We start from the raw sequence: 13,822 nt of genomic DNA on the forward strand, positions 1-13,822 counted from the left end.
TGTCTGTTATTTATTTTCCTGGCTTTTTCATATATAGGCGATACTTCGCTTCTTTTCCATCCGTCAACACAACGCGAATATTGTACAGACCGGATTTTTCAAGATTCACCGTTAGTTGTTCCGGATTGTCGGTGCTTGTTGCAGCAGCAAGCTCTTGTGAACGACTGTTATACACGTACAAATCAATATTGGCATCCTCTTCCCACTCTACGGACAATTCCAAATCACCAGGTTCATTAACACGGATCAAATACTCCATGCTTTTCTGCTTTTTCGTCAGTTTCCCTGTTCGCGCAGGTTCTTTGTCTACAACTGGCGGCTTTTCCTCTTCCTCGTCATCGGCCTTTTGCCATTTTCCCGTTGTCGCTAGCGCATACGGCTGAGGTCCTTTCGGGATGTTATAGCCTTCGACCGTCACGGTATAGGTTCCCTCTTCCGGCTCGGTAATCCATACCTGCTCGACGTTGTTAAGGTTGTCCACTTCGTCGTTGTACGGGGCCTCAAAAAAGTCGTTGCCGTTCAGCTTTTCTCCACTTGGTGTCGTCACCTTCAGATTCAAGTCGTTGACGAGCGCACGCTTTGCGACAATGGCAGCGGGATAATCTGTCCACGCAAGCGTAATTGCCAAAGGCTTGGAATCATCCGAGACCTTGACCTTATACGTGACTTTTTCACGCGTGCGAATGCCATCCTTCTCGTCCTTGTAGTCCGTCTCAATCGCATGCTCCAGATTGGCTCGTCCGAAGCCTTGCTCTCGCATGTCTTCATCCAAGTTGTCTGCACTCGTCAACAGCATGGCTTTTACTAATGCACCACTCGGATTTTTTTCCCCTTCTTCCTGCAAAAATTCCCGGATTTGTGCCACACCGCCCGCTAAAATCGGCGTAGCCATGCTCGTCCCGTTCATATATGCGTAATGCTCATTGAAACGCTTATAGAAATTTTTGCTCGGTGCCAGTGAAGAGCGCGTAGACAAGATCGCTGTACCAGGCGCGACAATATCAGGCTTCAAACGTCCGTCGTCCGTTAAGCCGCGACTGCTCGATACCCACACATCGTCCGCTTTATCAGAGCTCTTCCCCAAGTTGGGTCGAACATTTTCCGTAGCGCCAACGGCGATAACGTTTTTAGCAGTGGCTGGGCTCCCAACCGTTTTATAGCCTTTCTCGCCATCGTTTCCAGCCGCAATCAGCACCGTCATATCTGGATGCTCCCATAAAAAGCGATCAAACAGAAGTGATGATAGGCTGTACGCTCCCTTATCATTCGTCCCCCATGAATTGGAGTGAATGCGGGCTCCCTCTTCGTATGCTTCCTGCAAAATAGTCTCGACATCCGTGTTGAGCTTCCCTTTTGCGGTCTCGATGGAATGAAAAACGAGCTTCGCTCCCGGTGCTGTTCCTTTATACTGTCCATCTGATGCTTCTCCTGTGCCCACAATGGAACCGGCTACATGTGTACCATGACCGTGAACATCACTTGCATCATTCGGTCGCCCAAGAGAAATGAGCTTCTCAATCTGGCCTTTAAAATCTGGATGCATCGCTTGAAGCTTCCCTGTATCAAGTCCGGTATCGGCTACGCCAACAATTTGTCCCTTGCCTGTGTACCCTGTCGAGGCCAGCTTGTCCGAATGAATGATGGTAGCTGCCACATCATTGCGCAGCTTGTTTTCTGGCACGGGGACAACTGCAATGACATCATCTGATTCGATCACTTGTTCAATCGTTTCCTGATCCATCTTCGCGATTGATATATGCGGAGCATCCTCTGGCGATTGAATGTCTCGTATATCTTGATCCTCCGTCATTTCCGTCATCGCTCGATACATATCCACCCGTTGGTTGAAACCGATGACGGCAACCTCGACCCGCTCTCTGTTTCCTCCTTCAAAGCGAAGCTCGGACGATACCTTGGACTTCGGAGTAAAGGCCATAACATCTTCGACAAAGGAAAGCTCCTCGACTTCCCTTCTTAGCTGTTCATCTTCGACTTTCGCGATGAATGCATAATCTGGTATGTAATCACCAAGCGTGACGCCGATATCTTCCAGTTCTTCTTTCCACTCCTCACGAACAGGACCGGTTAACTGAATAACGACGAGCTCAGACTCTCTCTTTTTCGACGTAAGCTTGTCCAGTGCAAGACCTTTATCCGCTTCGATCTGGATATTGCCCCGACGCTCTCCCTCTTGCTTGGCATCCGCCGGAATGCCCTCCAGTGAAAGCGTCAGAACAAGTGTCGTGCATAAAGCTGCCTGCCATTTTTTTCGCAAAGCAAACACCCTTCCCCCATGGCATTATGAATCCATTTCTATCCATTATAAGAGAAAGGGTGAATTCTCAAAAGAGTAAGAAGGCATAGACACGGGACAAAAACTAATTTTTTGTCCCATCCTCTTCTACCGTCCACTGTAATAGGGGTTGAAAATCGGCCCATGCCAACTGCATCAGCATTTCCTGATTCCATTCCTGCTTCGGAATATCCATCAGTCGCACGGCCTGGTTTTGGATCGCCTCTTGCAATAGGTTATGGCTAAAACGGCCATTGCCATTCAATCGATGATCACTGACTGCTTTATCCAAAGACTGTGAGATCATTTCCAGCACGTTCTTCTCAATAGCATACCCTACGTCACATGCAGCCTGTTCAAGAATGTGCACGAGTTCCTTCACGGTGTAGTCGGGGAACGCAATATATTTTTTAAACCGCGATAAAAGGCCAGGGTTGCTCATCAATAATGAATTCATTTCGAGTGGGTAGCCTGCGAGGACCACGACCAGATTCTCTTCGTGTTTGGTCATCTCTTCTACGAGCGTGTCAACGGCTTCCTGCCCAAAATCCCGCTCTCCCCCGCCGAGCAGCGAATACGCCTCATCGATAAACAAGACGCCGCCCAATGCTTCTCGAACTTTTCTGCGTGTAAGCGCTGCGGTCTGACCGACATACCCCGCTACCAAATCGGCTCTACTCGCCGTAACAAGATGACCGCGTTTCAAATAGCCGATTTCTTGCAAAATCTGTGCATACAACTGGGCAACCGTCGTCTTCCCTGTGCCTGGATTTCCAGTAAAGACGGCATGCAGCTCAATCGGACTTTTCGGCAGACCTCTTGCTGCGCGTTCTTGCTGGACGGACACATACGCCGCGATTTTTTTCAGCTCCGTTTTCACTTGAGCAAGACCAATCAAGGCTTGCAGTCGCGCTTCTGCATTGCTTTCTTTTTGCGGTGGATCAAAGACACGGACATCCTCTGGTTTCAGTATCGTAAAGTCATCCCATTTCAGTTCCTTACCGTCTGTCTGGCGTCCTTTGGCAAAGATCGCATCGAGCACGATATTTGTAACTGCCCGTGCATTACCAAACGTCTCGTCTACTTGCGCTTTTTCAATGCGCTGACGCAGCGTAACTTTTGCCGCCTCTGTCAGCGTAAAATCGTTCCGTACGGCTACTTCTTCTGCGATATGCACCAGTTCGTCCGCTTGATAGTCCGGCAGTAAAAAGTGGCCCGTCTCTGGAAAACGGCTATTCAGCCCAGGGTTGGCGTACAAAAAATGACGCATTTCTTCCGGATAGCCCGCAAGCATCACAACAAAGCGTCCTGCAAACTCGCCACTCGTCATAGCGGATACAAGCGTGTCAATCGCCACTTGTCCGTAATCACTACCGGAGCTATCTGGGCGCTTCAAGCTGTATGCTTCATCGATAAACAGAACTCCACCGTCTGCCTGCTTGATCGCTTCCATGACGCGCTGCTCTGTCTGTCCCACGTAAGCGCCGACCAATTGCGAACGATCCACCTCGATGAGCTGTCCTTTTGCCAACAACCCGAGCTCCTGATACAGCTTGGCGATTAAGCGAGCCAAAGTCGTCTTCCCTGTGCCTGGGTTCCCCATCAGCACGAGATGAAGGGGGAGCTGGTCTTTCATATGCCAGCCCTTTTCTTCGCGAAGCTGGCGATACTTCAGAAATTGGGCCAACTGCCGAACCCGATGTTTGATCTCGTCCAGGCCGATCAACCGCTCCAATTGCTCTAAAGCACTCAAATCTTGCTGAGGCGCTTTTTCGCGATCTTCTACCCTTTCGTTCCTTTGCGGCAGGAGCTTTTCCTTCTGTTCTTGCTGGTTCGTTAAAGCGCGAATCGTCTCTTGCAATTGGACGAGCATTTCACTGGAGTAAAAGACCCCGGATAAAGACGCTCCATATGCTTGAACACGTTCTTGCAATTGTACTAATAAATTTTGTCGTTCCGTGTATAACAGCACGAGGGCAGCAGCCGTAGCTTCCGCCTCCGAATCGTTCCACTTTTGCGCTGCCTGTAGTGTCTCTTCAGCGAGAGAGCGCCCCTTCGTGATTTCAGCCAACTCATTGGTTGCCTGCTCTTCCAGCACCTCAACTGTTCTCCTGCGCATGACGACGTTATCCGTTTCACGCACGGACTTGAATCCAGTGAGAAAGGCATGGGATCGCAACTGTGAAAAGTACAGCTCGAGCTTAATCTCTCCAGCATAGCGATAATCAGGGGCTAGTTGAAGCGCACGATCTACCCATTCAGCTGCAAGCGTATGGCCTCCTGTTTTGTGCATCCGCAAAGCAGACATCCGCGTCAACACCATCGCTTCCATCAAATCAAGCTCTTCGCCTGGATGTTCTTGGCGATACTGTTCGAGCATTTGCAGGAATGTCAGGCATTCGCCTTCGGATAGTGACTGGATACTGGACGGATTTTCACTAAAACCTGCAATCAGTACCCTCGGGTCCCGTTCTTCTTGATGCTGCATCTTTTGATTGCTCCTCCCGCTCCATTGTTTCATCCCTGTTGTAGCATATTTAGCCGAACATGAAAAGTCTGTCCGAAGATTAGAACTCCCCTTGGATGTTCGCTGCGGTTCTTTTCACCATTTGACGTGTGAACAAGGTCGCCAAAGCAATGAGGATACCAGCCATACCAAATTCAAGCCAGACCCCTCCCCATTCTAACAGCATCGCGCCTACAACCGGACCTGCAGCCATCCCCGTATAGCGGATGAAATTGTACACACCAATGGACGTTGCACGCTCCGCTTCAAATACTTCGGATAGCAAAATCGTATGTGCAGGCATACCTACACCCAAGGTTAAGGCAAACAGCGTACTTGATACCACAAGCAGGAGAAAAGAAACATCAGCCGCAGTCATAAAAAGAAGCATCGCCAAAGCATTTGAACCGGTCGTCACCAGTAATGTTTTACGTGCTCCCCATCGATTCTGCAATACAGCAGACAGCTTGCTACTGATAATAAAAACGACTGACACGAGCAAGAAAACCAATCCGATTATTTCAACGGAGACTGCGTATTGGTTCGTCAATTGGACAGGAAGAAACAGCAGGAAGCAATAATAGGCGTACATTTGACTAAAACCGATTAAAATGACAGACGCACCGACTGGGTGGAGCAAAATATAACGGAAAGACCCTAGTGTAAAACCGCCTGATGATGTAGCTTGATTCCTTTTCGTTTCGGGTAACAGTGCAGCATTGATGCCGACGAGAAAGACTGCGCAGATCGCCAAAAACAAAAAGACCGCAGAATGTCCGCCGATGCCGCCAATCCAGCCACCTAACAGTGGACCAAGTGCAGGACTGAGCGCAAGCAGCATCTGATAAGTCCCCATCGCAGATGCACGTTGGATTCCTGTAAATAAGTCTCCAATGATCGTCGCGGCTACGATCGGAATGGCAGCAAACCCTGCCCCTTGTAAAGCCCGGAAAAATAATAGCCCATAAATAGAATCGACCAGATAACATCCAATTGACGCGATCGTATATAGAATCAGGGCAGGTACCATGACACGCTTTCGGCCGAACCGATCGATAAATGGTCCGTAGATGATTTGCATAATCGCCAGCATGACGGTAAAGATTGAAACGGTCCAGTTGATCATGGTTACACTCGTCTGAAACTCTTTTTGCATGGCTGGTAAAATAGGCATGAACAAATTTTGCGCGAACATACCCAGCATAAGCGTTATCCCAAGTAGGTACAGTACTTTTCTTGGATTCATGGTTGCTCTCCTCTTATCTCGTTAATATTGTGTCCTTGGAAACAATTTTCGCAAAAAAAATAATGAACACCAATTGTATGTTTCCCCTAATCTTCTGTTGCTTCTCTTATGACCTCTTCCAAAAATGCCAATTCAGCGGGGGTATATCTATCCAAGAATCGGTATACGTCATTCTCCAGGCGTTGATGGTAGTGTTCGTGAATCTCGTTTACCATTTCTCCTACTGATGTCAGCCTGAAAAAAACTTCCTTCTGATTGTCTTCGAGCTGATAGCGCTCGAGTAATCCTTTCTTCAAAAGTTTGACTGTTATTTTGGATATCGCACTCTTTGTTACCCCAATATGCTGAGCAATTGTCGTAACATTGACTCGATCCTTCCTCCCTACCTCTTGAAGGACGTGGAGCTCTGTTACGGATAACCTTCCAACTTTATCGTAATCAGGTACGCTGATTCTGATCTGGCGCAATAGCATTTCTTCACGTAGTTTGCTGCGCTCCTCCTGTTTATGTAGAAAGGTGATCCATCGATTCCAAAGCTTCTTCTTAGCGTCCAATGCAGCATCAGCTCCTCATCTATTTCGATATTTGTTTCCATGGAAACAAAATAACCTTACCATGGGATTTCCTTTTGCACAAGAAAAAACCGCAGCCCTGCATTCGCAAGCTGCGTTCCGAGCCCAGTCTCTATCCATTTAGATTGCCCAATTCCTTGTCCGCACTGAAATGAGCACGAGCAGCCTCAAACACTTCACTTTCCGATCCAGCCGAGATTTTGAAACTCGATACCACTTTCTTGCCGCATCGTACTTGTACGTTATACTGTGAATCCCCATCATACGTTGACTCGAAATGATAATCCTCACCATTGACCTGAATGGTTCGTTCCATGGTTACACCTCCTACCTTAGTGTGACCAAGCAACATGGCAATCATCCAATATTTTGTTGCAAAGAAATCGTTTTTCCCGTTGCAGCTGACTCCATGGCAGCTTCGATAATCAAAAGAGCGATAAGCCCATCTTTTCCTGTGACGATTGGCGTTGTTTGATTTTGGATCGCGTCTACAAAGGCATCGATTACCCCACTATTTGTCTGATGATCGTTTGTCTGTATCGCTCCTGTTCGCTCTACTCTTCTTTCCCCCGTAGCTGTTATTACCTCAATATCCTTTTCTGGATCAGCAAAAATCTTCATGACTCCACGCTCGCCGTACAGAATCGTACTGTTGTCCTCCTCACCGTAGTAGCTCCAACTAAAGGAAGCCGTACCCACCGCACCCGATTTTGTTCGTAAAAGGCAAACCATATGATCGCATACTTCGATTGGTAGGCCTTCCTCGTCTTTTTTGTCCAAAACAGCTGTTAAGGCACTGACCTGCACGATTTCATCCTGAAGCAAATAACGTAGCAGATCTACTTTATGGATGCCCAAGTCTCCGGCAACACCGAGTGCAGAACGATTCTTTTTAAAAAACCATGTGGCGTTTGTTTTGTTAATACTCCAATGCTCAGGCCCTTTATGTCCGAAGCTTGTTTTAAAGGATAAGGTGCGCCCCAGCTCACCTGAATCAATGATCTGACGCGCTTTTTGATGGGCGATAACCAGCCGCTGATTGTGATCGATCATAAGAATCGCACCCGTAGCCTCGGCAGCCGCAAGCATAACCTCTGCACCTTCGCTCGTCGTCGCGATTGGCTTTTCACACAAGACATGTTTGCCAGCCAATAGTGCCTCAGTCGTGATGATATGGTGCATTTCGTTCGTCGAGCAGTCGCTGATTGCTTGAATCTCAGGATGATGAACAACCTCTCGCCAGCTAGCCGCTACCGTGCCCCCATACTTTGCAACCAGCTTCTGCGCACGATCTGGATTCGGGTCAAACACAAGGAAAAGCTCGACATTTGGATGATGGTGATACTCTGGCGCATGCCGTTCGTTTGCAATGGACCCGCAGCCAATAATGCCTACTTTTATGCTCATGATTGCTCCTCCTTTGTGTTGAACACTCTACAGACTCACCTGTCGTAATGTCATTCACTCTATGAAGTTGTTAGAGGGCACAACGCTGGTTGAAGCGCTGTGCCCTGTTTCCCTTTTTACAAATCCGCAATGTGATGCGCTTTTTTTCGTGCTAATCGCTTTTCACGAATCCCCTCAAAGATCGAATAAAGAACGGGAACCAATACAAGCGTTACGAGCGTGTGAAAAATCAACCCCGCAATTACCCCGGTAGCAAGCGGCGCCTCTAGTTCCGCTCCTTCCGCAACAGCGAGTCCCATCGGCAGCATACCGAGTATCGCTGTCAGCTTGGTCATAATCACCGGACGAACACGATCTCTCGTGCCCTGTACAATCGCTTCTTCCAATTCCATCCCCCGTGAACGGAGCAGATTGATTCTGTCAATTAACAGAATCGCATTGGAAACAACAATTCCTACCAGCATGATGAGCCCAATCATCGCCATCTCACCAAAGGTTCGCTGCGTGACCACGAATCCGAGAATGACTCCCACCAAGGCCATTGGCAATGACAGCATGATAATAAACGGCTGAGATAACCTCCCGAACTGCGCCACCATAATCACATAGATAAGGGAGATTACCGCTACCAGGACGATGATTCCCTGCGTAAGAGTGTTATTCTGTTCCTTCAAATCGCCAGCGATCTCGATCTTGTAACCAGCAGGCAATTCCACTGTCCCCAGCTTGTCATTGATTTGTCTGCCCGCCGTACCAATATCCGTACCCAACAGTTCTGCTGATACCGTAATGATTTGTTCTCCTTTTTCATGTTTGATCGTAATCGGAGATTTGCTGAAATGGAAATCAACCAGTTCGTGTAACGGCACCTGTGAGCCTGTTCCGGTTCGGATCATAATCTGCTGGAGTTGGTCAGGATGTGTCACCCAAGTCTCTGGAAATCTGGCAACAATCGAGGTTTCGATCCCATTTTGACTGAGTGTGGATAGGGGCTGCTCCCCAAGCAACATGCTGATTTGGCTGTCCAATGAATCTGAGTCAACCTGTAATTGAGACATTGCCTCCTGATTCGGTGTCAGCGTTACTTTTTCCTTCCCTCTTTCAAAGTCATTCCGAATATTGACTACACCAGGGATGCTCGCCAGCATTTCTTCTACCTTTGTGGAAATCGTCCGGGAAACCTCCAAATCCTCGCCCGCGACCTGCAACTCAATAGGTGCCGATTTACCTGAGAATCCAAATGTCATGCTCGTTTGTTCCACACCGTCAATCGCATTCAAGCGTCCGTTTACTTCTTGCATAAACTCTTCTTTTTCTTGCGTTCGTTGCGATTTGGTCACTAATGTAATATTTAGCTCGACTGTCTCTTTCTTTGCCGTAAAAAAGACTTGATTCACGTCGGACAACTCTCTCAACGCTTTTTCCGCTTCAACTGCAGCTGTTCGCGCCTGTTCCAAACTAGTGCCATCGGGCATCGTTAGTGTGGCAAAAATTTGATTCTCATTGGCATTCAAGCCATTTCCTATTTTAATCAATGGGAAGAGACTCAAGGCCCCTACAAACACCGCAAAAGCCACCAGCAATGTGAGAACGCGATGACGAAGGGTTAACAGCAGTAAGCGCTGAAAGAGAGAAACAGCCCCATTTTTGCCTTTTTCGCTAGAGGACTGCAATTGTTTATCATGTTGAAGAAAACGCTCGGAAAAAATCGGAACAAACAGAAAAGCTGCAATCGTTGACGCAAGAATCGTAGAGGTAACGGTAAACGCAATGGTATGAAGAATAGGCTTCAGCCACTGTTCAAAATCCGCGACCACAAGCGGTAAAAACACGATAATCAAAGTTAATTGGGATGCAAAAACAGGTGCAATGACTTCTTTTGAGCCCTGAACGATGGCCTGTTTCAACTGCATTCCCTTTTCTCTCAAATGATAAATACTCTCCAGAACAACGATCGCGGCGTCAACAATCAATCCGATTGACAAGCTCAGTGATATCAATACCACCATGTCAATGTTGTATCCGGCAGCTTTTAAAGCGATGAAAGTCATCAGAATGGAGAGTGGCAGCGTCGTTGCAATGACCATCGTCACACGCCAATTTCGCAGGAATACCCAGAGTACGAGGATTGCCAATATTCCCCCGATGACAACATCTCGACTCAAATTGGTAATCGCTTTTTTAATAAAGGAGACGGATTCAAACATGACTCTCAGCTCATAGTTTCCGCCCGCCTCATCATTAATCTGCCTCACAACTTCCTCGACTTTTTTCTGTGTAGTGATCAGGTCACTCCCCGCAGCGCGCTTGACACTGATTTGCACAAAGAGGTTTCCTTCAGTCATGGAAATAGCGTCCTTCACGCTTCCGCGCAAGTCACTCACCGTTGCCAATTGTTCAAGTGCAACCTTGCCCTTGGGTGTCTTGATCAAAATAGCTTTGAATTCTTCTATATTTTTTAAGCTGTTGTCAATCATCACAACGGTGTCGAAACCGGGATTCTCCAACATCCCCACGGCTTTTTTCCAATTGGCACCCTGTAGCTGACCAACAACATCCGCTGCTGTCGTTCGATAGGCAGTAAGCCGTTCAGGACGAAATGTTATCGCAACCTTATTTTCAAAACCGTCCTCGGATACGACCACTTCCTTCACACCCGGGACGGATTCTATTCGATCCTTAATGGTCGTCTTCAGCAAGGTGAGCATGGTCTGTGTATCGGCACCCACCATTGCGTAGTCGATTAAGTCCTCATCACCTAAATTCGTTTGAGTGACGGTTACGGTATCTACTACTTTGGGAAACTCGTTGCGGAGCCGATTCACAATATTTTGTGTCTCTTGCTTGACCTTTTCACCTTCTCCATCCTCTGCAAGGATCGAGATGCCAGAAAACCCCGTCCCTGTTTTCGATGAGAAGTTTTTAATCCCAGCCAAAGATTTCAATTCCTGCTCTATTTTTTTCGTGACCTTTTCCACCATCTCTTCAGGCGGCAGTGCTCCTCCTGAAATATTCACTTCAATCCAAGGCAAATTCGTTTTCGGTACAAGCTCCACGTGGAAAGAAAAGAGAGCACCGATTCCGGTAAGCACGATGAGGAATGTGCACAAATAGAGGATCACTTTTCGTTTCAGCAAAAAGAGAATGACCTTGTCCATCGGTTACTCCCCTTTCACCGTAACGACTTCACCTTCGGCGTAGTACGTTATGCCGGAGATCAGAATTTGATTGCCTGACTGTAGGCCCGATAAAATCTCGACGTTATTTCCAAAAATTTGTCCCACTTCCACGTCGCGTCTCTTGATCACACCATTCTCGACAACCATGACGAAGCGCTTTGTTTCTTTAATGCCCACGCTTTGGACGGGTACGAGCATTCCGTTCACTTTGCGTGACATCTCTACAGTCGCGACCATGCCCTCAATCAACTTGTTGTCTTTATTGGAAACAGCTAACTCTACAAGATACTTTCCCGTTTCCTGGTTAAGTACAGGCGAGATAAATGTAATGGTCCCTGTACTTTTGCCCTTTCCCTCTACTGCCACAGGCACCGTGTCCCCTTGTTTGTAGTTTTCCATCACATCCAATGGGACATCGACCTTCAGCTTCACTTCCGAGCTATCAACCAGGTGAATGATACTTTCACCTGGTTGGGCAAGACTGCCTGCCTTTTGGGTAACATCGATGACCGTACCGCTAAATGGCGCGACGAGTTGCGTTTCTTGAAGGGTTTTCTTTGCGAGCTCTACTTCACTGGCCGCTTGTTTCAAATCGGCATCGGCACTGGCAATCTCGTTGACTTCCGCACCCTTTAGCAGCTTATCCAACGTAATTCGCGCCTCTTGTAGCGAAATCTCGATTTGCTCTTTTTCCGACTGCGCACTATCCAGCTCACTCTGCGAAATAGCGCCGCCCTTAAACAGCTCCTGGGCAGTCTCCCATTTCCGTTGCGCATCCTTCATGCGCTTTTCCTGGCTATCCACTGCCAAGCGCTGCTTGCTGATGAGATCGGCGCTTGCTCCTTGCAACGTTTTTGAACGCAACGCAGATGCACTTTGAACCTGGCTTTGTGCCGCTTCCAGCCCTTTTTGATAATAGTTCGTATTTAATGAACTTAATACCTGGCCCTGTGTCACCTTTGCCCCTTTTGTTACGTTCATTCGTTCAATCGTACCAGAAGCTCCAAAGGCTAGATGGCTCTCCTGTTTGTATTCAACGAAAGCAATAAGTGGTATCGGCAAGGAATCCGTCTGTTTTACGGTGTGCACCTGCACGATCTTTTGTTTGGTTTGCTCCGTTTCCTGTTTCGTTTCCACTCCACATCCCGTGATGAACATCAGTACAACGGTCAAAACGACATAGCGCATACTCTTCACGTAGAGTCCTCCAGTAGTTTTGTCATTGTCTTTTTGAATGAAGCTGACATCATATTCTCTCTCTATCTTGACCTTGCTCAAGCAGACTTGTCTGTTGCTACCACCTGCTCTTCTTTTTTCTTAAAGTATTGACTCACTTGCTTGTTCAGATGAGCGATCAAGGCGATCACAAAAATGATGGCACCCGACGCCAACACAAGATACGTCCAATCCACGGCCTCCAGTAAAATACCGTACAACCAGATCCCAAACGGTACGGCCACACCGGTAAAAGTGCCGACCACTCCAAACATGCTGGCACGCAAATGCTCAGGCGTGTTCAATTGAACAAAGGTAAAGATCGGAATGTTCCCCATGGAGTTGAAGATCGCGGAGACCAATAAAATCCCGACAAACACGCCCGTAATGATCCAAGAGGCATTACTCGTTTCCGGAACAAAAATCGGGAATACCCACGTCAGCAAGAGAAGCCCTTGCAGTTGAATCAAAAGGAAGATTTTATTCTCAACGTATTTGCTCACCTTTTTCATAGAGACAACAGCCGCTCCGATAATGATCCCGATAAACCAGGAGGACTGAATAAAGGAGAATTGCTCCATCGATACTTTTTCAACTCGGTAGGCAATATGCAGCAGCCCCACATACATGAGCGGAGGGAAAATAAAGTTGAGCACAAGGAAAATCAGGAACAAGTACTTGATGACAACCTGTTCTCGGATATATTGGAAAACTTCCTTGATTGTGTCTGTATAGCTTTGCGTTGTCTCCTGTACTGCCTCGGTCTTGCGGAAACGGAGGAACATCTGCAAGATCCCTGCTCCGATAAAAGAAAGACCATCGATCAGCAAAATCATTTTCATCCCCAGCAAGCCGTAGGCCACCGCCCCTACCAAAGGACCCGCTACATTGAGAATGGCGCTGATCGCTTGGTAAATTGAGTTCATACTACCTACTCTTTCCTCGTTTACCAGCTCAGGAATCGATGCTTGTAAAGCGAGATACGTAAAAGCCTGAATGGTACTGATCACGAAGGCGTATCCGACAAACAGCCATAGATTTGTAGGAAACTGAAGGAAAAACAGTAAAAACAGGAGAACTAGCGCACCGCTTAGCAGCTCGGTGACAACCATGATTGTTTTCTTGTTGTGTCTATCAATATAGGCGCCTGCAAAAATATTAATCAGCACCCCTGGCAAGTACGAAAAGCCCAAAACAGTTGCAAATGCAGCGGAAGAACCCGTCACATCCGCAATGTACAGGGCAAGAGCAAATTTGTAGACACCACTACCTAATTCCGTAATGAAACGAGTAAAAGTAAAGAGAAAAATATTTAATCCATATGATTGTTTGCCCATCTTAACCTCCTTGAATAGTAATCCCTCTAGCTGACGCACTATTTCGGCAAGATGATCCCGCTACACC

General features: G+C 47.5%; 9 protein-coding genes. All 9 read right to left on the minus strand.

Annotated features, from left to right (window positions below):
- Nucleotides 1-10: 10 nt before the first annotated feature.
- The 9 genes from AB432_RS16995 to AB432_RS17035 all read right to left on the minus strand — a co-directional run bounded on the left by AB432_RS16995 (nucleotide 11) and on the right by AB432_RS17035 (nucleotide 13,755).
- On the minus strand, nucleotides 11-2,284 hold the full coding sequence (locus AB432_RS16995) for a S8 family serine peptidase (RefSeq protein ID WP_048033292.1): 2,274 nt from the start codon (nucleotides 2,282-2,284) through the stop codon (nucleotides 11-13).
- Nucleotides 2,285-2,378: 94 nt separating this feature from the next.
- The gene (locus tag AB432_RS17000) at nucleotides 2,379-4,781 is read right to left on the minus strand and encodes an AAA family ATPase (protein WP_048033293.1); all 2,403 of its coding nucleotides are present in this window, start codon (nucleotides 4,779-4,781) and stop codon (nucleotides 2,379-2,381) included.
- A gap of 79 nt (nucleotides 4,782-4,860) precedes the next feature.
- Complete coding sequence (locus tag AB432_RS17005) at nucleotides 4,861-6,045, minus strand: MFS transporter (protein WP_048033294.1); 1,185 nt, start codon at nucleotides 6,043-6,045, stop codon at nucleotides 4,861-4,863.
- 86 nt (nucleotides 6,046-6,131) lie between these two features.
- The gene (locus AB432_RS17010) at nucleotides 6,132-6,599 is read right to left on the minus strand and encodes a MarR family transcriptional regulator (RefSeq protein ID WP_048033295.1); all 468 of its coding nucleotides are present in this window, start codon (nucleotides 6,597-6,599) and stop codon (nucleotides 6,132-6,134) included.
- A gap of 130 nt (nucleotides 6,600-6,729) precedes the next feature.
- The gene (locus AB432_RS17015) at nucleotides 6,730-6,933 is read right to left on the minus strand and encodes a hypothetical protein (protein WP_026043127.1); all 204 of its coding nucleotides are present in this window, start codon (nucleotides 6,931-6,933) and stop codon (nucleotides 6,730-6,732) included.
- Nucleotides 6,934-6,974: 41 nt separating this feature from the next.
- Nucleotides 6,975-8,024, minus strand: coding sequence for a Gfo/Idh/MocA family protein (locus tag AB432_RS17020; protein WP_048033296.1), 1,050 nt, complete (start codon nucleotides 8,022-8,024; stop codon nucleotides 6,975-6,977).
- A gap of 116 nt (nucleotides 8,025-8,140) precedes the next feature.
- The gene (locus AB432_RS17025) at nucleotides 8,141-11,182 is read right to left on the minus strand and encodes an efflux RND transporter permease subunit (protein WP_048033297.1); all 3,042 of its coding nucleotides are present in this window, start codon (nucleotides 11,180-11,182) and stop codon (nucleotides 8,141-8,143) included.
- Nucleotides 11,183-11,185: 3 nt separating this feature from the next.
- Nucleotides 11,186-12,391, minus strand: a complete 1,206-nt coding sequence (locus AB432_RS17030) for an efflux RND transporter periplasmic adaptor subunit (protein WP_235617746.1) — start codon at nucleotides 12,389-12,391, stop codon at nucleotides 11,186-11,188.
- Between the two features lie 86 nt (nucleotides 12,392-12,477).
- A complete protein-coding gene (locus AB432_RS17035) occupies nucleotides 12,478-13,755 on the minus strand; it encodes an MFS transporter (protein WP_048033298.1) in 1,278 nt (425 codons plus the stop codon).
- Nucleotides 13,756-13,822 lie beyond the last annotated feature (67 nt).

Origin of the sequence: Brevibacillus brevis (genome assembly GCF_001039275.2) — a bacterium.
In the GTDB taxonomy this organism is placed as follows: Bacteria; Bacillota; Bacilli; order Brevibacillales; family Brevibacillaceae; genus Brevibacillus; species Brevibacillus brevis_C.

Coding starts and splice junctions, on each gene's coding strand:
- AB432_RS17025 (WP_048033297.1), bottom strand. CDS start 11,182: ATGGACAAGGTCATTCTCTTTTTGCTGAAACGAAAAGTGATCCTCTAT.
- AB432_RS17020 (WP_048033296.1), bottom strand. CDS start 8,024: ATGAGCATAAAAGTAGGCATTATTGGCTGCGGGTCCATTGCAAACGAA.
- AB432_RS17030 (WP_235617746.1), bottom strand. CDS start 12,391: ATGCGCTATGTCGTTTTGACCGTTGTACTGATGTTCATCACGGGATGT.
- AB432_RS17000 (WP_048033293.1), bottom strand. CDS start 4,781: ATGCAGCATCAAGAAGAACGGGACCCGAGGGTACTGATTGCAGGTTTT.
- AB432_RS17005 (WP_048033294.1), bottom strand. CDS start 6,045: ATGAATCCAAGAAAAGTACTGTACCTACTTGGGATAACGCTTATGCTG.
- AB432_RS17015 (WP_026043127.1), bottom strand. CDS start 6,933: ATGGAACGAACCATTCAGGTCAATGGTGAGGATTATCATTTCGAGTCA.
- AB432_RS17035 (WP_048033298.1), bottom strand. CDS start 13,755: ATGGGCAAACAATCATATGGATTAAATATTTTTCTCTTTACTTTTACT.